The following is a 25,702-nucleotide window of genomic DNA, read 5'->3' as shown; positions in this document are numbered from 1 at the left end:
GAATGCCGCCGGTCATGGGTCCAGCCCGAACGTCCAGCCGGGTGGCCTCGGGCCGTGAGCGCGGAAGTCCGGATAGGTGTACGGCGGGAAGGCGTCGATCAGCGCGGCCTGGAGCTCCAGCACGTGTGCCCGGATGACATGCGTGTCGACCTCGACCCCTATCGGGCACAGATGGCTGAGCACGTTCATCACCAGGTCGTACTGGTCCTTGCGGATGACGACGCGGCCGCCCTCGCGCTCCACCTCACGCAAGCTCTCGGCCAGTTCCACGCGCATCGTGTACGCGGGCGTCGCGTCGTTCCACTGCTGGACGGCCCGTACCTGTACGGTTCCCGCCCCCTGGGCGAGCACCGAGGCCCACGGCCGGGTCGTGCTGGACAGCCGCGCGTCCGCTCCGCCCGTCAAGCGCACCGACCACACGAGGCGTTCGCCGAGCCCGGTGCCGAGCGGCCAGCAGGTGAGCAGCGTGCCGTCCGCGGCGTCGAGCACGGCGACCGTATCGGGCACGTCCCCGGTCGAGGCGACGTAGCAGCGGCCGGCGTCCGCCGTCACGGCGGTGGCGCCGGGCAGGGGCACGGACGCGGGAAGGCCGGGCGGCGCGTGCGCCGTCCCGTCCGGTCGGCGCAGGTGCACGCGTCCGCCGGCGAGATCGACGACGTAGAGGACGTCGGCGGACGGGGCGAGCGCGAGAGCCGCCGGCTCGGCGCCCACGTCCGTGAAGGTCGCCTGCACGGAGGCGGCGGCGAGATCGACGACCAGCAGGGACGACGCCCCGGGCACCGTGACGTAGGCGCGTGCCGCCCCCACCGCGAGGCCGTGCGGCGCCCCCGGCAGGGTCACGATCTGCGCGGCCGTGAACGTGGGGAGGGACACCGCCCGCAACCGGCCATCCTGCGTCGCGGCCCACAGCCGGGCGCCGCCGGGCTCGCAACGCACCGCCACCACGGGTGAGCCGAGGCTGAGGACCCGGGTCACGGTCCGGGTGACGGGGTCCACCTCGGCGACGTCCCCAGATCGCAGGGCGGCATAGGCGCGGGCGCCGCCCGGATGGTACGTCACGTCGGTGGGCGCGGCGGGGAGGACGATCTGCCCGGCCACCCGGTGGTCCGCGGTGCTGACGACGGTGAGCGTGGTGTCCCCGGCGTCCGCGACCAGGAGCCGGGCACCGTCCGGCGCCGCGGCGATCGCCCGCGGGCCCAGCCCGGCTTTGACGCAGGCCCTCACCGTGCCAGTCTCCGGATCGACCGCCGACACGCTGCCCGTGCCGCCGTTCACCGTCCACACCTGACCGGCCGCGGCCGCGAGCGCGCACGGCTCCGCCCGGGCGACCCGCAAGGTGACGGACGCGCCCGCGTCGACCGTCACCGGGCCCTCGATCGGAGCGGCCGGGCCGGCCTCCTGCGCCAGCGTGAGTTCCGACCCGTCGTTGGCGACGTAGCCGAACCCTGCCGCGTGCGCCAGAGCTCCCAGCCTGGCGAGCGACGCCGTGGACGTCCCTCGTCTCAGGGTCACCGCGCGGCCGGCGCCCGCCGGTCCGTCGTCGGCGGGATCCCAGGCGGACCGCAGCTCAGGGTGCCCGGAGGGCAGAAGCGTGGCCAGCGCCGCCAGCCGGGCGGCCAGCGCCGGATGCACGCGGCGGGTCCGCGGCTGGCTTCCCGGAGGGCGGCCGAACGCGACCGGCGCGTCCACCAGGTAGACGGGATGGACGCGTTCGTCGTCGCGCAGCGGGCCGGGAGGACTCGGGCCGAGCCGGCCGGACGCCGCGACCGAGTCGCCCGCCGCCAGCTCGGCCAGGCCGATCCGCAGCAGGCGGGACGCCGAGAAGGCCCCGCCGCGGTGGCGGACCTGTACCTGGGCGAGCAGGTGTCCGGGCCGCTCGGCGCTCAGCACGACGTCCCGGAGGTCGCTCTGTCCTGTGATGCGCGCCCGTCCCTCCCCGCACGGCATCACCGACCACCGGACGGAGGCCCCCAGGGGTGGCGCCGGTTCCAGCCGCAGCCCGATGGCCTGGTGGATCAGCAGGTCGAAGCCGTTCTCCGGAGTGGCGTCACCGCCGGGACCGGCCACGATCTCCACGGACGCCGTCGAGCGCACGGCCGCGTACACGTCCCCGCTCGCGAGTCCGGCGCCCGGCCGGTGCGCGACGAAGGCGAAGCCGGCCCGCGCGGCCTGCGCGGCCAGCCGATCCGGCGGCAGTGCAGGATGGGCCAGCACCAGGGCGCGGCCGACGGCCCGCAGGTCCTCGGCCGCGGGATCGAAGCCGGCCAGGACCCGCAACCGGCCGGCGACGCCGCTCGCCGCCAGCGCGCCGAGCAAAGTGCGCAGGGCCACTCGGGTGCCGGTCCGCATGAGCCGTGGATCGCCCGCCGCCGGAGGCTGGGCGAACTCCACCCGTGGGTCGCTGCCGTCCACGAGCAGTTCCGCCGCGAACGCCTTGTCCCGCGCGGGCGGCTCCAGGACGTCCGCTTCGCCGAGCCCGCGCCGTCCGGTGTCGTCCAGCGTGCCGCCCGCCGGGACCGCGACCGGAAGCACGGTCAGGGCATGGGTGGCCTGAACGAGGGTCGCGTCCGCGTCGGTCACCACGAACGGGTCCGCCACCCCGGCGAGCGTGCCGACGACGTCGTTGAGCGCCGCCTGCACCCCGCTCCGCGTCGGCAGCACCCAGCGGCGGAAGATGCGCAGGCGGAGCCGGTACCCCTCGTCGGCCTCGCCCAGCACCGGGTGGAACGCGGCGCGGGCCGCCGACGACAGCCGCACCTCGTCGATCGTCCCCGCGAACGTGCTCGTCGCGTTGACGCCCTTCCTGCCGATGCGTACGGGTTCGGTGTTGGCGAGGGCGCCGGAGAGCGCGGGCAGGCCGCCGGTGGCGGTGAGCGGAGCGGCGGCCACGACCTCACCGTCGACCACGAGGCGTGCCTGCCCGGCGGCGCGGTCCACCACGGCGGCGAGATGAGTGAAGCGGGCGGTGGGGAGCGGGCGGTCGGCGAACAGGTCGCGTGACGCCGTGCCGTCCCCGATGCGCAGGCGCACGTTGCGCGGGATGCCGCGGCCGAACGCGCCGACGCTCAGAGCCCAGCCCGGCAGTGCGGCGTCCGCCGGGTCGGCGTGCTTGGACAGCACCGCGCCGTCACCCGTCATGGTGTCGGGCTTGACGAAACACTCCGCCGTGAGGCTCGCGGTGGCGCCGGTGGACAGCGCGGCGGCGTGCGGGACGGCGATCTCGGCGTCCAGGACCGCGAACCGCATCGCGGTGCCGAAACGGCCGGGCGACTCGGCCTGCACGCCTGCCGTGGCGGCGCCCGGATGCCCGGCGCCCCCGCCCAGATAGAGGGGCCAGGCGTCGCGTACCGAGGCACCGCGCGCGTCGTCGAGGTGGTACAGCGCGACGGTGCCGTCCTCCTGTCCGTACGGTTGCGGCGGGAACCGCGGAACGCCGAGGTCGTATCCGATGCGATCGAGTGTGGCGCCGGTCACCCGTTCGCCCACCCGGGCCAGGGCCCTGACACCGGCCACGTGCCGGTCGAGGACGTCGCGTTCGGCACCGGCCACCCACAACAACGTCGCGAGGTTGCCGAGCAGCGCGGTGACACGCCACTGCTCCGCCACGTGACCGGCGGAGGGCGGCGGCTGGGCGCGCAGGGAGCGCAGCACGGCCTGCCCCTCGTCGCCGGGGCGCAGCACCACGCCGAACGAGGTGCCGGCCACCGTTCCGGCCGGCACGGACACGGTGGCGGTGCCGGTCCGCACGCCGCCGGTGGGCTGGGGCACCTCGTAGCCGATGATGAGCGTGGCCGCGCCGGGCACGTCCGTCACCGCCGTCAGGACGAATCTCGGCTCGGGCTCGACGCCGAACCGTGCTCTGTGCTCGGCGAAGTCGTACAGGACGATGTCCGCCTCGCCCGGTCCGGCGGACGGCACCAGGGCGAGGTCCACGGTGTCGGCGCCGCGGCTGAAGGGAACCGTGAGGCCGGCGGTCATCCGCCGGAGGGAGGCCGTCATCGCGGAGTGACCTCCAGATCGAGCAGCGTGGAGTCGACGGTGAAGACGGCGATCTCCGTGGGGCCCATGGTGAGGCTCTCGCCCGGACCGGCCTCCACGACGTCCGCGGCGAACGCGACCTGCCCCAGCGTGATCCGGCCGAACGCAGGAGGGCAGCGCCGCAACCGCAGGTCCTGCACATCGCTGACGCCCGGCTGCTCGACGAGGGCGCGCATGACCTGGCTGAACAGGACGTCACCGCCCAGCGCCAGGCCGCCGACGTCCGCGGCGAGCCGCTCGGTCAGCGCCCCCACGAGGGCCTGGCTGTCGTAGCCCGGCTGGGTGACGAGCCGGGCCCGCAGCCCGACCTCGATGTGGTCGGCCTCGACGACCTGGGGGTGGATGCCGACCGGCCGCACCCTGTCGATGGCTGCGGTGACCTGTTCGAACAGGCCGGTCACCGTGCCCGGCGGCTCGGTCCGCCAGGGGCGGGCGAACTCGTGGGCGACGACGACGCTGAAGAAGTACGGCTCGCCGAGCCGGCGCTCGTCGCTGAAGAGACGCTGGTCGAAGGGGAACGCGCCGAAGTAGCTCTGCGACACGTCCACACCGCCGAGCGGGTCGGACAGCAGGACGTCGACCACTCCGGGGACGGCGAGCACCGCCTCGCGCACCGCCGCCGGCGTCCACATGGTCCGCGAGCGGCCGAGCAGCCGGCCCCGGTAGGCCTCGTCGCCCTCGTGGTCCGCGCCGCCGGTGAACGGGCGCTGGTTGGTCACCCGGAAGCCGGTCGGCGGAGCGACCCCGAGGTAGTGCCGCTGGAAGTCCGGGTCGACCTCCGTCACGGCGCCGGCGGCGACGTCGCCGCCCGGCCCGGCGGCGAAGGCCCGCGCGGCGACGGTCGCGGTGTCCGCGCCGGCGCTGAGCCGTACGGTCGCGGTGGTGTGGAAGGCGGCCACCGGGCCCGGGGCGACGAGGACGGTCCCTTCCGGAAGCACGTAGACGCGCCCGGGCTGCGGGTTCTCGACGGTGATGGTCACCTCGCCGGCGGCCGTCAGGTGCGGCCGGTCGAACCCGACTTCCTCGCCGAGCCGGTCCAGGTCGTCGCCGATCGCGGAGGACAGGAACCTGGAGTAGTAGAGGTCCTCCAGACGCCGCCACAGCCGGGCGTCCTCGGCGGCGGTCACCTGGAGGATCTTCAGGAGCGGGCTGGTGGGTGACAGGTCGACGTCGTCGCCGAAGGCGGACCGCGCCCGCGCCACCGCCTCGGCGAGCAGGGTGGCGAACTCCTTGCGGACGAACCCTTGCGAGGTCACCCCGAACGCGGCCATGTCAGATCGCCACCTGGAACGGGAGCGTGTGCTGTGCGCCGTCCACCGTCAGGACGGTGACTTCTACCAGCCAGAGCCGGCTCCTGTCGCCGGGCGCCGGATCGAGTACGGCCACGTCGCGGATCTCGCGGACGCGCGGATCGCCGCCGACCGTGCGCACGAGACTGAGCCGCAACAGGTCCTGGGCCGTCCGGGCGCTGGTGGCCTGGGCGAACACGGCGGCGACGTCGAGACCGTAGGTGGTGGCGAACCGGTCGCTGCCCAGCGGTGTCAGAACCCGCAGGGTCAGCGCCTGCGCCAGGTTGGGCAGCCCGGAGACCTGGGCCAGGCGCCCGTCGTCGAGTGCGAGGTCGCCGTCGCGCAGTTCCAGGCTGTGACCGAGGCCTGTCGTGCTCGGCATGTGGTCCTCCTCGGGACGCTCGGTGGGGTTCAACGGGCACGCAAGATCGTCTGGCCGGGCGACAGCACGACGAGCGTGCCCGGCGGGTTACCGTTGGTCAGGCCGGTCACGGTGTCGAGCAGCGCCGCCCGGCCGCCGTCGGAGAGCGTCGCGGCCATGCCGCCGGTCACCGAGACCACCGCCGTGCACGGCACGATCCCGCCCGGTGCCGGCTTGGTGCCGCAGCCGCTGATCGGCCGCCCGTCGAGGTCTCCCGCCACGAGAACCTTGGCCCCGCCCGCGGTGAGCGTGGCTGCCCCGGCGCCGAGCTGGACTGTTCCTCCGTGACCGCAGCCGATCGAGGCGTCGGCGTTCAGGACGTTCGGCATCAGGCCACCTCCACGGAGGAGCCGCGCAAGGTGATCTTTCCGTCGGCGAGGGTGATGGACGCCGATCCGCTCTTCAGCGTGACGGTCCGGCTCCCGGCGTCCACGGTGACCGCTCCGTCGGCGGCGACGGTGACCGTCGTCCCGCTCTCATGCTCGACGACGAGCTTGCCGTCGAGGTCGGCGGGGACGTCCGGACGCTCGCCGACGTCGGGAAGGAGCTTCTCCCCGACGGTGACGCGCAGGCCCTTCGCCTGGAGCACGCGCCTGCCGGCGGCGTCGGTGAGGTCGTTGACCCCCTTGCCCGCCGGCAGGCCCTTGCCGTCGAGTCCGGTGGGCAGGCAGAGCCACCAGTCCCCCGCCTTGTTCTTCGGCGGCGAGTACGCGGGCTTCTCCGGCCAGAGGAAACCCGTGACGACGGCGTCGTTGACCAGTCCCCTGTTGTGTGCGAGTACGGCCCGCATGCCGGGCAGCACGGGCACCATCAGGCCGCAACGGTGGAAGGCGAAGGGCGAGGCCATCGGGCGGTCGTGCAACTGCGGGGTGCGATCGACCTCCGCCTCGATGCTGGGCGCGACGACCTCCGCGTCCGGTGTCTGCCCGTAGTGGAGGTTCGCCAGGTGCCGGCCGGTGCGGCCGTCCTTGTACCGGGCCACCTCTCCCACGTCGATCGCGGGGCGCTCGCCGCGGACCGACTCGGCGATGTCGCGCATGCGCTGGGCGACTCCCTCGGCGCCGGTCGTGCGTACCGCCTTGCTGCCCGGCTCGGCCGCGACGAGCATCACCTCGCAGGTGTACCCGCGGCGGCTGTCGAACAGGTGGCGGACCCGCTCCACACGCAGCGGGCCGGGCAGCGCGTCACGCGGGTCGTCGGGCACGAGGACGGCGGGGCGTCCCGGGCGGACGGCGGGGTCGCCGAGCACGGTCAGCTCCACGCTGGTGCGCGCTTTCACCGGAACTTTCGGCAGGCTTACGCCGGCGAGCGCCGCGGCGGCGGCCGCGGGTCCGCCGCCGTCGCCGGTGGGCGGCGGATGCGGTACGAGGTCCTCCGGGTCCTCCTGGACGTGGTCCAACGCCACGATGTCGTCGGCCGCCGTGAAGCGCAGCGGCGCGCCGGTGCCCACGACAGCGCCGATGCGGATCGTCCTGTCGCCGATGACGAGCGGTGCCCGGGCGAACTCGGAGATGTCCCGCAGCGCCTGCAGCCCGTCTCCCGCGCGCAGGCTGAAGTTCTTCGCCTCCGGCAGCCCGGCTGCCGAGGCGACGATGGTGGTTCCGTCCGTGCTCGCGGCCTTCGCCACCGCCTCCACGCACGCGGCGAGCGACCGGCCGCCCGGCTCGCCCTCGCGCACCGCCGTACGCAGCAGCTGGAACCCGGCGAGTTCCATGCCGCGCAGCTCGGTCTGCAGTTCGCCGGAGCTGCTCACGCGGGTGCGGATCGACGTGACGACACCGCGCAGGACCGGGTCGGAACGCCCGTCCGGGTCGTCGAAGTAGCCGAGGTGGAGCGAGATCGACAGCGGTTCCCCGCCCGCGAGCCCGTCGGCGTGCCGCGATTTCAGGGTCTCGACGACGTCGGCCGGCAGGTTGGTCAGGGTCGCGCTGAACGTGCTGGCCACGGCGCCGCTCAGGAGGTCGAGCCGGATGTCGGCGTCGAGGACGTACTCGGCGCCGAACACGTCGTTGGACACGCGCAGCGGCAGCAACCCTCCGGGTCCGGCCTTGTCGACCTGCAGCTGGAACCAGATCACGAAGCCCATCGCGTCGCCACCCCCGCCAGCACCTCTGACCCGAACGTCCCGGCCGATCCCAGGTTGCGCGGGTCGACGACCATCGACAGCACGACGAGGGCCAGTTCGGCACCCTCGTACTCCAGCCCGGGCACCAGTTTGCGGCGCAGCACGATCCGCTCCGGTCCGGGTGACTCGCGGGTCACGGTCGCCACCATGAACGCGCCCGGCATGGGCAGCGTCAGCTTCCGGCCGCCGGCCAGCAGCGTCTCCTCGACCACCGTCACCGTGAGCGCGACCGTGTACGTGGCCGGGCCGAGTGCGAGCCGGAAGGCCTGCGGGAAGCCCTCGTCGGCGTTGACGGGCAGTCTCATGTACCTGGACAGGTCGACGCTCATGGCCTTCACCCGGCCAGGGGGGTGGTCGCGACGCGGGGCATGGGGGCGGCCGGCGGCGCCGGGCCGGACAGGGCCGTGCCCGCCGCGAGCGCGAGATCGGCGGCCTCGCCGAGGATCGCGGTGACGCTCGACCGGGGGACGTGCCGGAGGGTCAGGCTGACGTCGAGCGCCTCCCGCCTGTTGACCGACTGGGTGAACCGCAGATCGGTGATCTGCATGTCGAGGCTCACGGTCAGGCCGGACACCACCGGGATGCCGGTGACGGCGAGCATCGGCGCGGTGGCGGCCACCATCACGCGCGAGACCAGGGCCAGCGCTTCGAGCTGTTTCTTGACGAGCAGCCGGTCGGGGCCCGGCAGTGTGGCCTCGATCGCGATGGTCTTCGTCGTGGGCGCGATCGCCTGCGAGAAGCGGCTGCCCGCGATCCGCTCTATCTGGTATCCCTCGGTGATGCTGAGGCTCTGGACGTACAGCAGCGGCACTGTGCCGATGAGCACCGGGGTGTTCCGGTCGGCCATCTCCCCTCCTTCGGCGGGACGTCGTGGGCGGTCGTCGGCGGTTCACAGCCGGTAGGCGCGCAGGTTGCCGGCGCCGAGCCAGGTCCGGAACGCGGCCTTGGCCGCGGCCGGGTCGTGCCCGGCCACCGTGAGGGCGCGGGTCAGCTCCGGCGCGTTGAAGAGCCGGAGCATGCGCTGCCCGAGGTCGGGCAGCTCCGCGGCGACGTTCGGGTGATACAGGTAGATGAGGTCGGTGTAGCGGGTCGCCGCGTGGGCGGTCAGATCCTTGACGATCTGCGTCTCGGCGAAGGTCGCCGCCCCTGACAGGTTGGTCTTGACCTCGACGCTGACGCGGCCCCGGCCTGGTATCTCGGCGAGGATGTCGACGACGCGGTCGGCGCGCGGCGCCTGGAACTCCAGGGAGGTCGCGCCGAGGTCATGGACGAGCGTGCGGGCCGCGTAGAGCTCGCCCCAGCCGCCCTGGACGGCGTGCTCCATCCGGCCGGCCTTGCCGACGTTGCGTTCGAGCATGCTGTGCAGCACGTCCTCCATGCCCATGAGGTCGCGGGCCGGCAGCCTGCCGGCGATGTCGTCCACCAGCACCAGCAGGTCGGCCCGGTCCGCGGCGGCGAGGTCGAGCGCGCTGTCCCAGGCGAAGCCGCCGGTCTCATCGCTTATCCGGGCCAGGTGCTCCAGCCCTGAGAGCTCCCGGTCCTGCAGCTGCCCCAGCTGGGCGGCGAGCCGGTCGCGCTGGGCGATCCGCTCGGCGGCCTCGGCCGCGCGGCCCTGCTTCCGCAACCGGGCGGCGGCCTCCTCGAACTCCTCGAGTTCGGCCAGCAGACTCCTCCGGCCACCGGCGCGGAGCCGTTCGAGAGCGCTCCCCGCCGCCTGGGAGATCCGGCCCGACAGCTCCTCGAAGGCGGCCGTCTCCCCGCCGGCCAGCCGGTCCAGCAGCCGCTGGAAGCGCGCGGGGTCCGCGATCTCGGCTCTGCGCAGATCCAGGCCGTGCAGCAGGCCGTCGACCGCCCGCATGTCACCGCCGTGGCGGCGCAGCATCGTGAGGTAGACGTCGCCGCCGGTCTCGGCGACGAACGTCAGCGATCGCGGCCAGTACGCGAGCGCCTGCAGCGACTCCGCTCCCAGGCGCTCGACCTGGGCGGGCCGCAGCGCGCCCAGCGCGCGCGACCACGCTCCCAGGCGCTGCGCGGGGACGGCGTCCACCAGGTTCGCCAGCGATCGACGTTCCCAGCCGGTGTCGATCAGCCGTCGCAGGGCCGCGACCATGTCCCCGGTGACGCCGCCGACGGCCTCGGCCCGGCGTTCGAACCGGCGCGCCAGGGACAGCGCGTCCGCCAGCCGCTGCACGTCGGGCATGACGTTCCTGGCCTTGGCGAGGTCCCGCAGCACTTTGCTCCTCGCGCCGGCCGGGACGTCGACGAGCTCAGCGAGGCGGACGATCTCGGCGAGGTGCCCCTGGGGGAGCAGTCGCAGGGCCCGCGCGGCGGCGACCTCGTCCTTGAGCATGGCGAGCTTGGTCAGCGCGGACACGAACCGCTCCAGCTTGGACAACTGGCCCGCCGCCTCGGCGGTGCTGCCGAGGCGGCGCAGTGACGACAGCACCTTGAGCAGCGCCGCCAGCCGTTCGGTCAGCCGGACGCCGCCGAGCGCCTCCTTGATCTCGCCGATGCCGACGAACCAGCTCAGGATCTCGATCGCGAGCGCGGTGGCCAGCGTGTTGGCGAGGTCACCGGTGATGCGGGCGCCGCCGCCCCGGCGCCCGTACGGCGTGCCCAGCTCCTCTGCGTACTCCAGCCCGGCCATCGCGGTGCGGATGGCGCCGTCGGCCTGCTCGGCGAGCAGCCGGAGCATCTCCAGCGCCTTCGGGTCGGGTGGGATGCTCGTGGCCCGGTCGACGACGAGCGCGAACTCGATGAGGTGGCCGATGCCCTCGATGAGCTCCGCCGGGGAGTGCGTGAACAGGTCCACGACGCCTTCGATCGTCGAGCGCACCCACAGGCTCAGACCGTTGGCGGCGTTGCGCAGGCGGCGGATCGGGTCGGGAGCCCCCGGGTCCGCCCCGATCTCCGGCAGGAGGCCCAGCTCGCGGAAGAGGGCCACCACGAACCGCGGGCTCATCGGGCCCGGCGGGCGGGCGCGTCCGAGGATGAGCAGCAGGTCGATGACCGAGCCGTCGAGCGTGGCGAACAGCCGCCCGTAGGCTTCCTTCTCGCGCAGGATGGCTGCCATCGCCTCGAGTTCGGTGCGGCTGCCGGCCGAAGCGATCAGCTCGACCATGGTCCTCTTCTGCCGGGCGCTCGGCCACAGCAGCCCGGACAGGGCGGCGAGGAACGCCGCGCGCCGTTCCCACGGCATGACGGCGAAGATTTCCCGGTCCATGGTGACGATGCGCTCCAGCATGACCTCGTCGTCGGTCGTGCCGGGCTCGGCGCCGGTGCCCTCGGCCGTCAACCGGGCCGCGGCGACGTGGGCGGCGACGGCCGGATCGACACGCTCGCCCGCCGGTGTGCGTGCGAGTTCACGGCTGATGGCCGAGGGCCGCCAGGAAGCGCCGCGGCTGAGTTCGCACACGAAGCGGCCGTCGCCGGTGACGGTCATGACGACGCGGAAGTCGTTGAGCGGCAGCGTCCTGCCGCGCTCGGTGGCCTGCAGGCCGGGCACCGCCTCGGCGTCGTCACCCGCCATGACGGGAACGGTGCTGCCGAATCGGCTGATCAGCAGGTGCTCCGCCAGCGGCACCATGACGAACCGGTCGGCGGGGTGCCGGCCGCGGCGTTCCATGACGGTGAAGCCGTGCGCCCCGTAGAGTGCCCGGCCCCACTGCAGGGCTCGAGCGAGGGACGGCGAGGTCACGTAGGGGTCGTCGCCGGTCCAGATCCATACGTCCAAGGACAGCTTGATGATCGCCATGGCGGGGAAGGCGGACCGGACGAGCACGTCGCCGAGCGGCAGCCGCTCACCGCCGTCCGCGGCCTGCCGGATCGGGATCGCGACCGGGGCTCCTCCGCCGTTGTAGCCGGGCATGACCCACCATGCTCCGTCGGCGTCGGCGCCCCACGGCTCCCCGCCCGTCCCCCGTCCGCCGGCGGCGGGCGGGGCCGGGCGGTCCGCGCCGCGTGTCCCCAGCGCGCGGCGCACCCCCGCGGCGACGGCCGCCTGGACGCTCCTTCGCGTCCGCTCGTCGCCCTCGCCCGTCCAGCTGACGATCACCGGTTCGGACACGGTCATGGCCGGATGGGTGCTCATTCGGTGACCCCCGGGGTGGGCCGCAGCCCGAACTTCACCTGGACGGTCTCCCGGTTGCTGTTGGGGTTGTGGAACTGGAACGTGAGATTGTCGGCGTCGACGGCGCGACGGTAGTTCTCCGCCAGCGCCTTCTCCAGGTTGTGGTCCAGGCTGACGCGCCGCTCCTGGATGGGGATGTCGGCGGCCTTCGGCAGGTCCACGAGGCCGGGGGGCGGGTCGGCCACCTTGAGCAGCGGCGCCTTGCCCTGGAGCGGGAACGCGAAACCGGCCTCGTCGAGGAAGCGCGCCGCGCCGGGGTCGGCGCGTGCCAGCGTCCAGAACTCGTCGCGCACCCTGTTGTAGAGGTCGAACATCTCCTGCCTGCCGGCATGCGCCAGGGAGCGGTCGCCGACCACCTTCGCCCGGGCCCGCTCCCATATCGGCCCCAGGGGCGTCTGGTCGAGGCGGCGGCCGATGACCCGTCGCACGCGCGCGAGCGCCGCCCGCGACGTCTCGCCCGCGGCGCGCGCGATGTGCTCGAGATCGACGCGCACGCGTTTTCTGCCGGGCACACGGATGTCGTCGATACGCGGAGTCTGTCCCCCCGTGACGCCCGGCCGGCTGGCCCGACCCTCGATGGCCCCGGTCAGTTCGGCCACTTCGTCCCCGGTGGCGAAGAGGTCGGCGACCTCCTGCCCGGGCCGTCCCGCGTGCCCTTGCATCGCGCTCTCCGCGGCGCCGGCGCGCAGTTCTCTCGCCGTCGCCCGATCGGTCCAGCCCATGTCCTTGAACAGGACGTCCAGCTCGTTCAGGCGTTTGGCGTCGCGTACCGTACTGCCCGCTCTGACATCGGCGACCGCCGACTCCAGCACCCGCGCGCCCGCCGTCCCGGGCCTCACCTGGGTAAGCGCCCGGTAGGCGACGTCGGCCTCGCGTGCCGAGAGCCGGTAGTCGCGGGCCAGCGTGGCGACCGTGACGGAGGCCCGCCCCGCCTTGTACACCTTGGCCGCGGCGGGCAGCAGTACGGAGGCGGCCAGAACGGCGCGATCCACCGTGCTCAGCTTGTTTCCGAACAGGTCGTACCCGAACGCGGCCTCCCCCGCGGCGACGATGGACCCGACGACGGGGATGAAGCCGATCCCGACCTCGATCGCGGTCTGCCACGCCGGGATGTCGATCCGGATCTCGTACTTCTCGGTGTCCGGATATGCCTGGGCGAGCAGGTACGCCTCGTACTCGGCCGGGTGGGCGGCGAGCCAGGCCTGGAAGTCGGCGGCGACGCTGGTCCTGGTGAAGTCCTCGTGGTGCATGGAGGCGATGACGTCCCGCAGGAACCCCCTCCCGATGAGGTCGCGGACGGCACTCTCCTGCGCCGATTCCCACACCAGGTAGCCGACGCCGCTCTCGCGGTCCTCGATCGTGTAGGGCTCCCGCACCCGCCACACCCGCGTCTTCAGGAAGTCCAGCGCCTCGTCGAGCTTGCGGCCGGCGGCCTCCCAGTGGGTCTTCGAGGCGGCCTCCGCGGTGACCTCCCGGTCGCGGCGGAGCTTCTCGGCCACCTCGGCCCTCACCTCCGCCTCGACCCGGCCCACGTAGAAGCGGGACCACACCTTCGCCGGGTCGTACCTGACGAGCGCGTCGTCGGCCTGCCGGTCGAGCCAGGCGAGGTAGTCGGCCAGCGACGCGCCCAGCCGGAGCTTCTCGGCCTGCGGGACGACGTCCGCCGTCCGTTGCATGGCGCTCGCCAGCTCCAGGAACCGGGTCCTGGCCGATACGGGTGCCGGCCGGGACGCCTCACGCAGGGACGCGCTCCACAGCGCCGGCCCGGTCTGGCGCAGGAACTCAGGAGTGCGGTGGTGCTTCTCGATCCAGGTGTGGTAGCGGCCGAGCGCCTGGGCGGTGAACTCGTCGTCGGGGCGCACCCCGGAGACGTAGGCGAGCAGTTCGCGCAGCTTGTCCAGCTGCTCGGAGCGCGGCCGTTCCACTCTGCTCGACGTGTACCAGAGCAACCCGCGCGTGGGCCCGTGCCGAGGGGCGTACAGTGACCCGCGCTCGACGACCGCCACCTTGACCAGGGGATCGACGTAGATGAGCGCGTCCGTGCAGGCCCTGACGACCCGGTCGGGCAGATCCGCGGGCAGCAGGCCGGTGGCCTCGATCACGCGGTCGAGCATGGGCAGGGCGAGACCGCCCGGCCCGAGCACGTAGTCACGCGAGACGTCCTTCTGCAGGTGGGGCCCGAGCCACACCTCGACCCGGACGGTGTCGCCCGGCATCAGATAGCCGGCGTGCGGGTCCATCCGCCGCTGGAGATCGACGAGGTGGTCATCGGCGTCGGACGGGACCTCCCGGCCCAGCGTGGCCCAGCGGCCGCTGAGCCGCATGGCCTGCACGACGCGCATCAGGTCCACCGGCGCGAGGCGGAGGAGGATCCGCAGCACCTCCCTGGCCTCGGCGTCGGTCACCGCCCAGTCAGTGATCCCGGTGCCGAGCAGCTCGGTGATGCGGCGCAGCGCGGCCTGCTGCGCGGCGGGGCCGGTGACGGCCTGCGGCGCCGGACGGGCGGCGTTCCGCTGCGTCAGCGGGACCCGCACCGGCCGCGCCGGGCCCTGATAGGACATGATGCGGTAGCCGCCGCCCGTGGGCTCTCCGCCGGAGGCCGGCGGCTCATACGGGGCCACCGGTACGCGGGAGGCGCCGGCCGTCGCGGGCGACGTGCCGGAGTCGTCGCCGGTGACCCCGGCGGGGCGAGCGCCGGCCAGCGCCCGCGCCGCCTGCTCCGCACGGCGGGCGACCAGCCGCGCCACGGCGTTCTCCAGGCGCGTCAGATCCTCGGCGGTGGGCGTCCCGACCAGCCGGATCCGGATCGGCACCCGCACCTCGACGCCCGGCGTGCCGGTCACGCTCTGCCCTGCCGCCGGAGCGCCACGTCGAGCTCGTCGAACACGTGCCTCGCCACGGCGCCGACCTGCTCGTCCGACAGCTCGCCGACCATCTCGACCTCCACCGGGAAGTTCCAGACCACCCGGGTAGCCCCGCCCATCTGCGAGAACACCGCCTCGCTGCCCGGCGCGGGCACCACGTACTCGCCTTCGTGCACCAGGGCGATCCCGGTGCGTTCGACCCTGCCACCGACGTCGAAAGCCGGCATGACGAACAGGCCCTCGCCCTCGTCGGCGCCGTCGGCGGCCTCGCCCGGCCAGGTCATGACTCGACCCCCGGGCTCAGCGACATGCAGGTGAAGCTCGCGCTCGGCGCGCCGTCGATGACGACGTTGCTGGGATTCACCGACGTGATGACGCACCGGCTGAACTTGAGCGACTTGAACGACCAGTCGGTGCCCTTCTTTTCGGCGACCGTGATCTCGAACTCCTGGCCTTTCACCGCGAGTTCGGTGAGGTCCGCCACCACTGTGCCGATGGCCTGCACCGTCATCGTGAACGTGAAGGTCTGAGGCTGGCGCACGTAGCCCAGGTTGTCCGCCTCGATCGAGTGGATGACCAGGTGCGGCACGTTGAAAGTGGGCGTGAACTGGGAGATCGGCGCGACGACGGTATTGCCGAGGCGGATCTCCAGACGCGTGTTCCAGTCGGGCATGGCCGCTCCTAGACGAAATTGAGGGTCAGTGCGATGCGGTGGATCGCCCCGGCGTAGTCGATCGACACGAGGATCTGGGTGACCCTGTCGGCCTGGGCGTTCTGGATGGCCTGGAGCTGGGCGTCGGTGAGCGCCGCCGGGTCGGCGTCCAGCAGGGCGAGCACCGGGATGTCGATCGCGTAGCCGTCGATGACCTCGTCGCGCACCGCCGGATCCAGGACGGCCTCCATCTGCGCCACGAGCGCTCGCAGCCCGGTACGGCTGATGCGCAGAGTGCCGATGGCCCTGATCAGGCGGGCCTTGAGCCTGAAGGAGATGTCGTCGACCGTCCGCCGCACGTCGATGAACTTCATGCCGCCCGGATTGCCGGTGTACCCCTCGCCGAGGTAGACCCCTCCGCCGGGGATGAGCACGGGATCGACCAGCCAGTTGATCCCGTTGCCCTTCGGCGGGTTGCCGAACTCCTCGCTCGAGTTGATCGCGTCGATCTCGGTCGCGCTGAACGGCGCGCTGGTGATGGCCACCTGCTTGAGCAGCATCGAGATGTGCGGCGGATAACCGGCGATCGTGCCCGCCACCGCCGCCGCCGCGTCGTCGTCGCTCTTGTGGGCGACGTACACCATGCGGTCGCTCACGAGCTTCCCCTTGCCCGTGACCAGCGTCGCGTCGGACACGCCCTTGGCCAGCATGGCGACGCCCATCCGCTCCTTGCCCTCTCCGCCGGTGTCCGAGACGCGCGTGACGTGCTGGGCCAGCTTTCCGATCGCGCCGTTGTCCGCGCCGGACGCGTCGTCGAGCGGGGTCCCGGCGATGACCACGAACTGGACGTCCAGCTCCTCGACCGCGGCGAGCGCCGCCCCAGGATCGGACAGCGGCTTGACCGCGTCGCCCGCCGCCTTGACGGCCCACACCTGGCCGGGGCCGGGGCTCTGGCCGAACAGCGTCGTCAGCGCCGCCGTCAGCAAGGAGTTGAGCTTGACCCGGTTCGGCTGGGTCTGGGTCGGGTCAGGCACCGTCGCAGGGCCGAACAGCTTCGTGGCGGCCCCCGGATCGGCCACCGCCACCGGCTGGTCGTCGGTCCCCGACGGGGCGGTGCCGATGACGGCGATATTCCCCGTCGCGCGTACGACCGGGGAGAACATGTCCACGTTGGACCTGACGTTGACGTACCGGACGGCCATCACATTTCCCTTCGCTTTCCCGCGGACAGCACCGTCAGTGGAACTTCTCCTGGAGCTTGCGGCGCAGGGCCTGCCGCTGCGCGGCCGTCATCGGCCGGGGAACCTCCGGCTCGGTGACGGAGACCTCCGCCTCGGCGGCGGCGGGCGCCTCCGGCTCGGCGGCGTCGGCCTCGGAGTCGGGGTCTCGTTTCCTGGACCGGGTCATGCGTGGATCTCCTTCCTGGCTTTCGACGAGCTTTCGGGCGTCCGGGCGCGGGACCTACGGCGGCACCGTGATCGCGAGAATTTCCTGACCGGCGAAGAACGCCGTCAGGTCGGCCTCGGCGAATCCGCTCGCGGCCACGGCGTCCGCGGGGAAGACCAGCACCGGGGCGAGCGGGGCGAGGACCTCCAGATCACCCAGGTCGCGGGCGTAGGCGAGATCCCGCTCGGCGAGGTCGCGCACGAGCGAGGCGGAGCGGAGCGCCTCGGTGACGTCGACGACGTCCCGCATGAGCAGGGCCAGCTCCAGCCGCACCCTTCGCTGGTTGGCGGGGTCGCCGGGGTCGAACGGCGGCGGGTCCGCCTGCTTGATCTCTCCGAGCAGGTGGCGGTAGGCCCTCCTGAGCTCGTCGACGGTCTCAAGGCGGTGCCGCGCCATGTAGCCGGCCAGGTCGAAGTAATGGAACTTCGCCTCGAACTCGGCGAGGGTGGTGAACTCCCCGATGTCGGCGAACGTGATCGACTCGATCGCCCCTCGGTCGAGCTCCAGCACGAGGGTGACGGCGAGAGCGGCCGAAAGATCGATCCACTCGGGCGGCGTTCCGGCTTCGCGGCCCTCGTACCGGACGTCGGTACGCGCGTGGTCGGGCGACGTACGGGTCCAGGTGCCGGTGAGCAGCCGCGGCCTGAACAGCGGCCGCTGGAACCGGGCCCCGAGCACCTCGACCTCCAGGACCTCGTGCACGCTGGAGGCCGGCAGCCCGTACAGCGTGCCGACCAGCTGCCGGACCCTGGAGACGCCCTGCTGGCCAGGAGGGAACAGCAGATCCTGTACGCCGCCGGTGGCGTGGAGCTTCAGCATCAGCGCATCGGTGAAGGCGCTCACCCGGCGCCGCCCTGTCCGGCGCGGCGGTCATCACTTCTCAGCATGTCCGCACCTCTCCACCCGGACGGGGTGTGCGATAGATGACGGGGGCCGCGGTTTCCAGGCAGGGATCAGCCCATCGGGAGGGGGAGATGTGATCGATCACTGCCGCTTGAACACTACGTTCCTTGCGGCAGCGACCCCCCTAGGGTGCGGCCTAGGGAAATCCCTAGAAGTGGGTCCCGCCCGGCTCGTCCCGCCGCTCTCTCGCAATCGTGGGTACGGTGGGCACGCCGCGATTCCCGCGCGTGCGGAGCGTCCTCCCAGTTCGAGGGTGCGACGCGCACTAGCGTCGGATGCCATGAGGATCGACGGGGCCCGTGTCCTGATCACCGGTGCTTCCTCGGGCGTCGGCGCGGCGACCGCGCGGGCGATGGCCGCCGCCGGGTCGCGGCTGGTGCTGGCCGGACGTGACCGGCAGCGGTTGCACGCGGTCGCGGCCGAAACCGGCGGGCGGGCCGTCGTCGGCGACGTCACGACGGACGCCCCCGCGCTCGCCGGGCAGGCCGCCCCCGTCGACGTCCTGGTCTGTAACGCCGGAGCGGGGTGGGCTGGGGCCTTCGCCGGGATGCCGCTCCGGGAGGTGGACGAGCTGGTGGCGGTCAACCTGACGGCGCCGATGGAGCTGGCGCGGCTGCTGCTGCCCGGGATGATCGAGGAGCGCCGGGGACACGTCGTCTTCGTCTCCTCGATCGCCGGCGCCGTCGGGGTGGCGGGTGAGGCGGTCTACTCGGCCGCCAAGGCCGGGCTGGTCGTCTTCGCCGAGGCGCTGCGGGACGAGTTGTCGGAGTTCCCCGGCATCGGGGTGTCGGTGGTGTTCCCTGGCGTGGTCGCCACGCCCTTCTTCGACCGGCGCGGCGTCCCGTACGACCGCCGGTGGCCCCGGCCGATCCCGCCGGAGCGGGTGGCGCGCGGCATCGTGACGGCGATCCGGCGCGGCAGGTCCGAGTGCTACGTGCCGGGCTGGCTACGGTTCCCGGCGCGGCTGCGCGGCGCCGCGCCCGGCGCGTTCCACCGGCTGGCCCGGCTAACGGGCTGACGGTCAGTGGTCGCGTACCGCGCGGAGCGACTGCTGGAGCGAGCCCAGCGTGGCGAAGATCGCGGTGGGCTCGTATCCGCAGTGGGCCATGCAGTTGGCGCACCTGTCGTCGCGACCCCGGCCGTAGGCGTCCCAGTCGGTCTCCTCGACCAGCTCACGGTAGGTGCGGGCGTATCCGTCGGCCATGAGGTAGCACGGCCGCTGCCATCCGTACAGCGAGTACGACGGGATCGCCCACGCCGTGCACGGGAAGTCGACGCGCCCTTCGAGGAAGTCGAGGAAGAGCGGCGAGTGGTTGAATCGCCACCTGCGGCGGTTGCCGTCGGCGAAGGCCTGGCGGAACAGGTCGCGGATCTCCGAGACGCCGAGGAAGTGGTCCTGGTCCGGCGCCTTCTCGTAGGCGTACGCGGGAGAGATCATCATCTGGTCCACGGCCAGGTCGTCGTTGAGGTAGTTGAGCACCTCGATGACCGTCCGCGGGCTGTCGGTGCTGAAGAAGGTGGTGTTCGTGGTGACGCGGAAACCCCGCCGCTGGCATTCGCGGACGGCGGCGACCGCCTCGTCGAACACGCCTTCCTTGCACACGGCCGCGTCGTGACGCTCTCTCAGTCCGTCGATGTGGACGGTCCAGGCGAAGTACCTGGACGGCTCGAACTGGTCGATCTTCTTGGGGATGAGCAGCGCGTTGGTGCAGAGGTAGACGTACCTCTTGCGTGCGATCAGCTCCCGGACCATCTCCGCGATCTGCGGATGCATGAGCGGTTCCCCGCCGGCGATGGACACCATCGGGGCGCCGCTCTCCTCGATCGCCGCGACCGCCTGCTCGACGGGCATCCGGCGGCGGAGCACGTCGGCCGGGTGCTGGATCTTGCCGCAGCCGGCGCAGGAGAGGTTGCAGGCGAACAGCGGTTCCAGCTCGACCAGCAGCGGGAACTTCGAGCGTCGCCGGAGCTTGTTGCTCAGGATGTAGCCGGCGACACGCAGACTCTGGCGGATCGGGATCGTCATGGCTGGGCGTCCTTCGGCAGGGTGAAGGTGATGGATTCGTCGGTCGTCACGGGGCCGAGCCCGCGGAGCGCGTTCTCGGCGGTGTCGACGAGCGAAGGCGAGGTGGAGGCGCCGGCGGTGAGGACGACGGTGCGGGCGCCGCGGAGCCAGGCGAGCTCGATGTGCTCCGGCGCCTCGACGAGCCGGGCCGGCGCGTGCCGGGTGGCGGACTCCACCAGGTGCCTGGCTTCCGGGGAGCCGGTGGGCCCGATGACGAGGACGAGGTCGGCCCGGCTCGCGGCGCCGTCGAGGTCCGGTGACGCGCGGAGCACCGTCCGGGGCGCGGTCGCCGCGGCCCAGCGGGTGAGGGCCGGGCCGACGCGGCGCAGCACGCGGCGGGCCGTGAGCGCGTTGCGCACGGTGGCCGGGCTCAGCAGCGGGGCGGCGGGCGTGTCGACGACGACCCGGACGGCCGCCACCGGCCGGCCGGCGGCCGCGCGGGCCAGCGGGCCCGTCTCCATGTCGACGGCGTGCGCGCCCCGCTCGGCGAGTTCGCGCCCGCGGGCTCCGGTCACCACGTGGTCCACGGTCAGCAACGAGCCGGTCCGGGCGCGCAGACCGGCGCGCGCCAGCTCCCCGGCGAGCAGCGGCGCCGACGGGCAGGCGAGAACCCGGTCGCCGTAACGGATCTCCTCGGCCACCAGGACGTCCCCCGCCCGCAGGCCGGGGACGAGCGAGCCCGCGAAGCCCGTCACGGCCAGCGCGTCGAACTCCGGCAGGATGGCCGCGACGCGCGCGGCCCGGCGTGGCCCGAGCCCTGTCCGGCGCAGCCGGACGTGCACCGGGGAGCGGCACAGGCCCCGCCTGACGGCTCGTGCCTCCATGCCCAGGGCGGTGCAGATCAGCAGGGCCGTCATGGCGCCTGCCCGCAGGCACGCAGGTAGCGCCCGAGGGCGTTGACGGGGAAGACGAGCCGGTACAGGTGGTAGTTGATATAGAAGTCGCCGGGGAATCCCGTCCCGGTGAAGTGCGGTTCGTCCCAGGTGCCGTCGGGGCGCTGGTGCTCGACCAGCCAGCGCACGCCCGCGTCCACCACGGGCGACCGCTCCCCGGCGGCGAGCAGGGCCATCAGCGCCCACGCCGTCTGCGAGGGCGTGGAGGCGCCGCGTCCGATCCACGCCGGGTCGGTGTAGGAGCGCAGGTCCTCGCCCCAGCCGCCGTCCTGGTTCCGGTGGGACTCCAGCCAGGCGACCGCCCGGCGGACGCATGCCGCGTCGCGACGTACGCCGGCCGCGACCAGGGCGGGCACCACGGCGCCGGTCCCGTAGACGTGGTTGGCCCCCCAGCGGCCGAACCACGACCCGTCCGGCTCCTGCGCCTTGAGCAGCCAGAGCACGGCCCGGCGCAGCTCCGGCGAGCCGGGCGCGGACTCCTGCGCCAGCGCCTCGACGACGTGCGCGGTCACGTCGGCCGACGGCGGGTCGATCACGGCCCCGAAGTCGCAGAACGGCAGTTTCGTACAGAGCGTCCTGGTGTTGTCGGCATCGAAGGCCGCGAAGCCTCCGTCACGGGAGGCCATGCCGGTCATCCACCGCACGGCGCGGCCGATGGCCGGTCGCGCGTCCGGCCGGCCCGTCCGGCCCAGGGCGAGGACCACCTCGGCGGTGTCGTCGATGTCGGGATAGAGGTCGTTGTCGAACTCGAACGCCCAGCCGCCCGGCGCCAGCCGGGGCCGCCGCACCGCCCAGTCGCCCGGCCCTCTGATCTCTTCCTCCAGCAGCCAGTCGACGGCCTCGGCGACGGCCGGATGGTCGTGGGAGACACCGGCGTCGAGCAGCGCGTTGACGGCGAGCGCGGTGTCCCATACCGGGGACTGGCACGCTTCGAGCCTGCGGCCCCGCTCGTCCCGGATGGTGAACCGGTCGAGGCCCCGGAGCCCGCGCCGCATGATCGGATGGTCCAGGTCGTAGCCGGACAGGTTGAGCGCGATGAGCGAGTACACCCAGGGCGGCTGGATGCCTCCCCAGGAGCCGTCGGCCTCCTGCCGCGCCACGATCCACTCGGTGGCCCGCCTGATCGCCGCCTCGCGCAGCCCTCGCACGGGCCGTCGTTCGTAGCGGACCAGCAGCCGGTCCAGGCCGTGGAAGAACCCGTCCCAGCCCAGCCCGCCCCGCCTCGGCACGGGACGGCCGGTGCGGAGCTCGGCCAGGTCGAACGGAAGCGGGCGGACGGGCCGGCGCGCGCTGACGATCGTGAGCGGGACGATCGTCTGCCGTGCCCAGCAGGCCCAGTCGTAGACGTTCAGCGGGAACCACGACGGCAGGAACATCAGCTCGGGCGGCAGGACGGGCAGCCTCTCCCAGGGCCACTGCCCGAACATGGCCAGCCAGATCCGGGTGAAGACGCGGGCCGACTCGATCCCGCCGGATTCCCGTACGAACGAGCGGGCGGCGCGCATGTGGGCCGCCTCGACGGGGTCGCCGGCGAGCCGGAGCGCGGTGTAGGCCTCGACCGTGGTGGAGAGGTCGGGCGGGCCGCCGTGGAAGGTGGCCCAGGTGCCGTCCGCCCGCTGTTCGGACCGGATCCAGTGGGCCGCCTCGGCCGTGTCGTCCTTCGCCCGGATGCCCAGGAACTCCCGGAGCAGCAGGTCCTCGGCGTCCATGGTGACGTTGGTCTGCAGTTCGCCCTTCCACCAGCCCTGCGGTGACCGGAGCCCGATCAGGTGGTCGCGGGCGGCGTCGAGGGCCAGTCTCGTGGATCGGAGCGTGTCGGCCGTGCTCATGACCGGCGACCCGGTGTCGTGACGAGCTGCCGCCGGACCAGGCCGGCGGCGTGAAGTCCGCTGCGCACGGCGCCCTCCATCGTGTCGGGCCAGCCCGTGTCGGTCCACGCGCCGGCGAGGTACAGCCCTGGCCACCGGGTCCGGGCGTGAGGCCGGCGCGCACCGCTGCCCGGCCCCTGGAAGAAGGTGGCGTGGCGCTCCCTGGTGACGAAGAAGTCGGTGAGCCGGGCCTGCCGGGCCGCGGGGAACAGCCGTTCGAGCGCGGGGACGAACTCCGCCCGGATCTCCGACGTGGGCAGGTCGATCCACCGCTGCGCGGCCGACACCGAGACCGTCAGGTACTGGCCCTCGTTCAGCCCCGCCACTCCGGTCTTGTCGAAGACCCACTGCACCGGCGAGCCCACGGCGGCGGCCGACGGCAGTTCGGTGACCGTCCGGTCGTACACGGCGTGCACGTTGACGATCGGGCTCGCGCCCAGCTCATGCCAGGCGTCCCGGCCGGGCGCCGCCCCGGCGGGCACGATCCTGGCGGCCTGCCCGTGCGGCACGGCCACGATCACCGCGGCCGCCGGCACCAGGGCGCCGTCCACGACGACCGCCGGCCCTTCGGCGATCCCCGTCACCTTCGCGGACAGCCGCACCTCTCCGCCGCGCCGCTTGATGGCGTCGTGCGCGGCGGTGCCGTGCAGCTCGCCGAGCGGCGCGTCGGGGACGCCGATGTCGGCGGCGTCGGACCTGCCGAGCAGGGCGGTCCTGAACACCTTCACGGCGGGCCCGAGCGCCGCCTGCTCGGCGCCGACGTTCAGGGCCGCCTTCGCGAGGAGGTCCCAGAGGGCCTCGCGGACGGGCTCGGGCTGACCGTGCGACGCCAGCCAGCGCTGCAAGGTGATCCGGTCGAGCGCGGGGTCGGCGGGGTCCAGCCGGGCCAGCGCCAGCGCGCCCCGTACGGCGCGCAACCGGTCGGCCGGGCCGAGGAGGGAGTACGTCGCCAGCGCGGGAAGCATGTGCAGAGGGCCGGGAAGCGCGGTCCGGCGCAGCCGCCCGCCGCGGCCCTCGGGCGTGAGGACGCGGACGTCGAACCGCTTCTGCAGCCGGACCTTGTCCGAGACGCCCATCCGGTCGAGCAGGCCCATGTAGGCGGTGCAGCATCGCAGGAACACGTGCTGCCCGTTGTCCACGGCCATCCCGTGACGTTCGAAGGAGTGCGTGGCGCCTCCCAGCCTGGGACGCGCCTCGTACAGCGTCACCGCGTGACCGGCCTCGCCCAGGGCGACGGCGGCGGCGATGCCCGCCAGCCCGCCCCCCACGATCGCGACCGGCGCCACCGGTGAGCCGCTCATCGGCGGGGTCCGGCCACCGCGCGGACCGCGATGGCCGTCTTGCGCCAGGTGGGCAGCGACGACCGCGCGGCCAGCGCCCGGAGCGGGTCGGCGGCGATCCGGTCCAGCAGGGACCGGTAGATGCCGGCCATCGCCATCGTGCAGGCGGCGCTGCGGCGGTCGAGCAGCCTCACCAGCCGGGCCCCTTCCTCGTACCAGTCACGGGCGCGGGCCGCCTCGTGCCGGACGAGCGCGGCGAGCGCGTCCGGCGGGTCGGTGAACCTGCCCCGGGCGTCGAGGTCCAAGGTGCAGCCGAAGCGTTCGAGATCTTTCGACGGCAGGTAGACGCGTCCGGAGAGCCGGTCCTCGCGCACGTCGCGCAGGATGTTCGTGAGCTGCAGCGCGACCCCCAGGGCGTCGGCCAGGGGCTCGGCCTTCCGGTGGTCGTCCGCGCCGAAGACGCCGAGTGACAGCCGCCCGACAGATCCGGCGACGCACCTGCAGTAGCCCAGCAGCTCGTCGAAGCTCTGGTACGTGGTGCCGCGCACATCCGCCGCGCAGCCGTCGATCAGCTCGTCGAAGGCCGGCAGGGGGATGGGATAGCGGCGGGCCGCGTCGTCCAGGGCGAGCAGGACGAGGTTCGTCTCGCCGGGGCCGATGCGGCGGAGGGCGTCGCGTACCTCCGACAGCCCTGTGAGCCGCTGCTCGCTGGGACCCTCCGTGTCGCCGATGTCGTCGATGCGGCGGGCGAGGGCGTACACCGCGCTGAGCGCCTGGCGCTTCGGCTCGGGAAGCAACCGGATGCCGTAGGAGAAGTTCCTCGCTCGGGTGCGGACAATCTGTTCGCAGAGCCGGTATGCGTGGGACAGGGTCATCCGGTTCTTCACCTCCAGGTAGTGAGAATGCGGAGCCAGGCGGCCAGCAGGCGGCCGCGACGCGGGCGGACGGCGCGGCGCAGGACGTCATGGCCCGCCCGGTCGAGCGCGGCGACGGTGGCCAGGCCGCCGGCGACGTATCCGGCGACCGCCGGCCGGGCGTATCCGGACAGCGAGGCGACGAGCGGGCGTCCCTCGCGCAGCATCTCGGCGGCTCGCACGGTCTGCAGGGCCACGACGCGGCGCAGCCTCCCCGGAGTGGTGCGGGAGGACAGGTCGGCCTCGGCGCAACCGAACCGGCGCAGATCCTGCGCGGGCAGGTAGATCCGGCCGCGCGCGTGGTCCTCGCCGACGTCCTGGCAGTGTTCGAGGATCTGCAACGCGGAGCAGACGCGATCGGACCAGGCCAGCCGCGGCGGATCGGCCGAGGCGAACACGTGCAGGACGATGTGTCCCACGGGGTTCGCCGACAGCTCGCAGTAACCGAGAAGGTCGTCGAAGGTGTCATACCGGGTGACCGTCTGGTCGCGCCGGTTGGCCTCAAGCAGCCGGCGGAAGGGCTCGGCCGGAACCGCGCAGCTCTCCACCGTCCGGGCGAGCGCGCGGACCACGGGCAGGCGCGGTCCGGATCCCCCGTAGAGGCGGTCCAGGTCCGTCTCGACGTCGTCGAGCAGCCGCAACCGGTCGCCCGGCTCCCCCTCGTCGCCCAGGTCATCGACGAAGCGCGCGAACCCGTACACGGCTGCCAAATGGTTCCGGTAATGGACCGGCAGCATTCTCAGTGCTACTGGAAAATTCTCCTGGCCGGCTTTCGACATGAAATCGTACGTACCGGTCCCGCGCGACGCCATTGC

At 73.2% G+C, this 25,702-nt stretch carries 21 protein-coding genes; 1 reads left to right on the top strand and 20 read right to left on the bottom strand.

Annotated features, from left to right (window positions below):
• Window positions 1-12: 12 nt before the first annotated feature.
• The 14 genes from ABD999_RS29035 to ABD999_RS28970 are packed head-to-tail and all read right to left on the bottom strand — an operon-like array spanning window position 13 to window position 17,783.
• Window positions 13-3,999 (bottom strand): LamG-like jellyroll fold domain-containing protein, encoded by a 3,987-nt coding sequence (locus ABD999_RS29035; protein WP_271277260.1) that lies wholly within the window; start codon window positions 3,997-3,999, stop codon window positions 13-15.
• Complete coding sequence (locus tag ABD999_RS29030; protein ID WP_271277259.1) at window positions 3,996-5,309, bottom strand: baseplate J/gp47 family protein; 1,314 nt, start codon at window positions 5,307-5,309, stop codon at window positions 3,996-3,998. Before ABD999_RS29030 ends, ABD999_RS29035 begins: the two co-directional genes overlap by 4 nt.
• A gap of 1 nt (window position 5,310) precedes the next feature.
• Window positions 5,311-5,709: a hypothetical protein gene (locus tag ABD999_RS29025; RefSeq protein WP_271277258.1), complete on the bottom strand. Its 399-nt coding sequence runs from the start codon at window positions 5,707-5,709 to the stop codon at window positions 5,311-5,313.
• 29 nt (window positions 5,710-5,738) lie between these two features.
• Complete coding sequence (locus ABD999_RS29020; protein WP_271277257.1) at window positions 5,739-6,077, bottom strand: hypothetical protein; 339 nt, start codon at window positions 6,075-6,077, stop codon at window positions 5,739-5,741.
• The gene (locus ABD999_RS29015) at window positions 6,077-7,834 is read right to left on the bottom strand and encodes a hypothetical protein (RefSeq protein WP_271277256.1); all 1,758 of its coding nucleotides are present in this window, start codon (window positions 7,832-7,834) and stop codon (window positions 6,077-6,079) included. The genes ABD999_RS29020 and ABD999_RS29015 overlap by 1 nt, the downstream gene beginning before the upstream one ends.
• Window positions 7,822-8,202, bottom strand: coding sequence for a hypothetical protein (locus tag ABD999_RS29010; RefSeq protein ID WP_271277255.1), 381 nt, complete (start codon window positions 8,200-8,202; stop codon window positions 7,822-7,824). Before ABD999_RS29010 ends, ABD999_RS29015 begins: the two co-directional genes overlap by 13 nt.
• Window positions 8,203-8,207: 5 nt before the next feature.
• On the bottom strand, window positions 8,208-8,720 hold the full coding sequence (locus ABD999_RS29005) for a hypothetical protein (RefSeq protein ID WP_271277254.1): 513 nt from the start codon (window positions 8,718-8,720) through the stop codon (window positions 8,208-8,210).
• 42 nt (window positions 8,721-8,762) lie between these two features.
• The gene (locus ABD999_RS29000; protein WP_345482982.1) at window positions 8,763-11,963 is read right to left on the bottom strand and encodes a hypothetical protein; all 3,201 of its coding nucleotides are present in this window, start codon (window positions 11,961-11,963) and stop codon (window positions 8,763-8,765) included.
• Window positions 11,960-14,845, bottom strand: a complete 2,886-nt coding sequence (locus ABD999_RS28995) for a pre-toxin TG domain-containing protein (RefSeq protein WP_271278245.1) — start codon at window positions 14,843-14,845, stop codon at window positions 11,960-11,962. Before ABD999_RS28995 ends, ABD999_RS29000 begins: the two co-directional genes overlap by 4 nt.
• Entirely contained in the window at window positions 14,842-15,150 is a 309-nt protein-coding gene (locus ABD999_RS28990) for a hypothetical protein (protein WP_271278246.1), read from the bottom strand. Before ABD999_RS28990 ends, ABD999_RS28995 begins: the two co-directional genes overlap by 4 nt.
• Window positions 15,147-15,539: a hypothetical protein gene (locus ABD999_RS28985; RefSeq protein WP_271278247.1), complete on the bottom strand. Its 393-nt coding sequence runs from the start codon at window positions 15,537-15,539 to the stop codon at window positions 15,147-15,149. Before ABD999_RS28985 ends, ABD999_RS28990 begins: the two co-directional genes overlap by 4 nt.
• An 8-nt stretch (window positions 15,540-15,547) precedes the next feature.
• On the bottom strand, window positions 15,548-16,720 hold the full coding sequence (locus ABD999_RS28980) for a hypothetical protein (RefSeq protein WP_271278248.1): 1,173 nt from the start codon (window positions 16,718-16,720) through the stop codon (window positions 15,548-15,550).
• A gap of 34 nt (window positions 16,721-16,754) precedes the next feature.
• Window positions 16,755-16,925: a hypothetical protein gene (locus ABD999_RS28975; protein WP_271278249.1), complete on the bottom strand. Its 171-nt coding sequence runs from the start codon at window positions 16,923-16,925 to the stop codon at window positions 16,755-16,757.
• Window positions 16,926-16,979: 54 nt separating this feature from the next.
• Window positions 16,980-17,783, bottom strand: a complete 804-nt coding sequence (locus ABD999_RS28970) for a hypothetical protein (RefSeq protein WP_271278250.1) — start codon at window positions 17,781-17,783, stop codon at window positions 16,980-16,982.
• Between the two features lie 364 nt (window positions 17,784-18,147).
• Between ABD999_RS28970 and ABD999_RS28965 the strand changes: the two genes are divergently transcribed.
• Window positions 18,148-18,885: an SDR family NAD(P)-dependent oxidoreductase gene (locus tag ABD999_RS28965; RefSeq protein ID WP_271278251.1), complete on the top strand. Its 738-nt coding sequence runs from the start codon at window positions 18,148-18,150 to the stop codon at window positions 18,883-18,885.
• Window positions 18,886-18,888: 3 nt separating this feature from the next.
• Here ABD999_RS28965 and hpnH read toward each other — a convergent pair whose 3' ends face one another.
• Genes hpnH through hpnC form a run of 6 tightly spaced genes read right to left on the bottom strand, consistent with a single transcriptional unit; the run spans window position 18,889 to window position 25,666 of the window.
• A complete protein-coding gene (gene hpnH / locus ABD999_RS28960) occupies window positions 18,889-19,893 on the bottom strand; it encodes an adenosyl-hopene transferase HpnH (protein ID WP_271278252.1) in 1,005 nt (334 codons plus the stop codon).
• On the bottom strand, window positions 19,890-20,789 hold the full coding sequence (locus tag ABD999_RS28955) for a phosphorylase family protein (protein ID WP_271278253.1): 900 nt from the start codon (window positions 20,787-20,789) through the stop codon (window positions 19,890-19,892). The genes hpnH and ABD999_RS28955 overlap by 4 nt, the downstream gene beginning before the upstream one ends.
• On the bottom strand, window positions 20,786-22,654 hold the full coding sequence (gene shc, locus ABD999_RS28950) for a squalene--hopene cyclase (protein ID WP_271278254.1): 1,869 nt from the start codon (window positions 22,652-22,654) through the stop codon (window positions 20,786-20,788). Before shc ends, ABD999_RS28955 begins: the two co-directional genes overlap by 4 nt.
• A complete protein-coding gene (gene hpnE, locus ABD999_RS28945; protein ID WP_271278255.1) occupies window positions 22,651-23,994 on the bottom strand; it encodes a hydroxysqualene dehydroxylase HpnE in 1,344 nt (447 codons plus the stop codon). Before hpnE ends, shc begins: the two co-directional genes overlap by 4 nt.
• Entirely contained in the window at window positions 23,991-24,848 is an 858-nt protein-coding gene (gene hpnD / locus ABD999_RS28940) for a presqualene diphosphate synthase HpnD (protein ID WP_271278256.1), read from the bottom strand. The genes hpnE and hpnD overlap by 4 nt, the downstream gene beginning before the upstream one ends.
• A gap of 8 nt (window positions 24,849-24,856) precedes the next feature.
• Complete coding sequence (hpnC, locus tag ABD999_RS28935) at window positions 24,857-25,666, bottom strand: squalene synthase HpnC (protein WP_345482980.1); 810 nt, start codon at window positions 25,664-25,666, stop codon at window positions 24,857-24,859.
• Window positions 25,667-25,702 lie beyond the last annotated feature (36 nt).

Origin of the sequence: Nonomuraea ferruginea (assembly GCF_039540635.1) — a bacterium.
Classification (GTDB): Bacteria; Actinomycetota; Actinomycetes; order Streptosporangiales; family Streptosporangiaceae; genus Nonomuraea; species Nonomuraea ferruginea.
Note: the sequence above shows the minus strand (reverse complement) of the source record. Positions and strands in the feature narration are given on the sequence as shown.

What these genes read in the sequence shown, in the direction of transcription:
- ABD999_RS29035 (WP_271277260.1), bottom strand. Translation starts at nt 3,999, where the DNA reads ATGACGGCCTCCCTCCGGCGGATGACCGCCGGCCTCACGGTTCCCTTC.
- ABD999_RS29030 (WP_271277259.1), bottom strand. Translation starts at nt 5,309, where the DNA reads ATGGCCGCGTTCGGGGTGACCTCGCAAGGGTTCGTCCGCAAGGAGTTC.
- ABD999_RS29025 (WP_271277258.1), bottom strand. Translation starts at nt 5,709, where the DNA reads ATGCCGAGCACGACAGGCCTCGGTCACAGCCTGGAACTGCGCGACGGC.
- ABD999_RS29020 (WP_271277257.1), bottom strand. Translation starts at nt 6,077, where the DNA reads ATGCCGAACGTCCTGAACGCCGACGCCTCGATCGGCTGCGGTCACGGA.
- ABD999_RS29015 (WP_271277256.1), bottom strand. Translation starts at nt 7,834, where the DNA reads ATGGGCTTCGTGATCTGGTTCCAGCTGCAGGTCGACAAGGCCGGACCC.
- ABD999_RS29010 (WP_271277255.1), bottom strand. Translation starts at nt 8,202, where the DNA reads ATGAGCGTCGACCTGTCCAGGTACATGAGACTGCCCGTCAACGCCGAC.
- ABD999_RS29005 (WP_271277254.1), bottom strand. Translation starts at nt 8,720, where the DNA reads ATGGCCGACCGGAACACCCCGGTGCTCATCGGCACAGTGCCGCTGCTG.
- ABD999_RS29000 (WP_345482982.1), bottom strand. Translation starts at nt 11,963, where the DNA reads ATGAGCACCCATCCGGCCATGACCGTGTCCGAACCGGTGATCGTCAGC.
- ABD999_RS28990 (WP_271278246.1), bottom strand. Translation starts at nt 15,150, where the DNA reads ATGACCTGGCCGGGCGAGGCCGCCGACGGCGCCGACGAGGGCGAGGGC.
- ABD999_RS28985 (WP_271278247.1), bottom strand. Translation starts at nt 15,539, where the DNA reads ATGCCCGACTGGAACACGCGTCTGGAGATCCGCCTCGGCAATACCGTC.
- ABD999_RS28980 (WP_271278248.1), bottom strand. Translation starts at nt 16,720, where the DNA reads ATGGCCGTCCGGTACGTCAACGTCAGGTCCAACGTGGACATGTTCTCC.
- ABD999_RS28975 (WP_271278249.1), bottom strand. Translation starts at nt 16,925, where the DNA reads ATGACCCGGTCCAGGAAACGAGACCCCGACTCCGAGGCCGACGCCGCC.
- ABD999_RS28970 (WP_271278250.1), bottom strand. Translation starts at nt 17,783, where the DNA reads ATGCTGAAGCTCCACGCCACCGGCGGCGTACAGGATCTGCTGTTCCCT.
- ABD999_RS28965 (WP_271278251.1), top strand. Translation starts at nt 18,148, where the DNA reads ATGAGGATCGACGGGGCCCGTGTCCTGATCACCGGTGCTTCCTCGGGC.
- hpnH (WP_271278252.1), bottom strand. Translation starts at nt 19,893, where the DNA reads ATGACGATCCCGATCCGCCAGAGTCTGCGTGTCGCCGGCTACATCCTG.
- ABD999_RS28955 (WP_271278253.1), bottom strand. Translation starts at nt 20,789, where the DNA reads ATGACGGCCCTGCTGATCTGCACCGCCCTGGGCATGGAGGCACGAGCC.
- shc (WP_271278254.1), bottom strand. Translation starts at nt 22,654, where the DNA reads ATGAGCACGGCCGACACGCTCCGATCCACGAGACTGGCCCTCGACGCC.
- hpnE (WP_271278255.1), bottom strand. Translation starts at nt 23,994, where the DNA reads ATGAGCGGCTCACCGGTGGCGCCGGTCGCGATCGTGGGGGGCGGGCTG.
- hpnD (WP_271278256.1), bottom strand. Translation starts at nt 24,848, where the DNA reads ATGACCCTGTCCCACGCATACCGGCTCTGCGAACAGATTGTCCGCACC.
- hpnC (WP_345482980.1), bottom strand. Translation starts at nt 25,666, where the DNA reads ATGTCGAAAGCCGGCCAGGAGAATTTTCCAGTAGCACTGAGAATGCTG.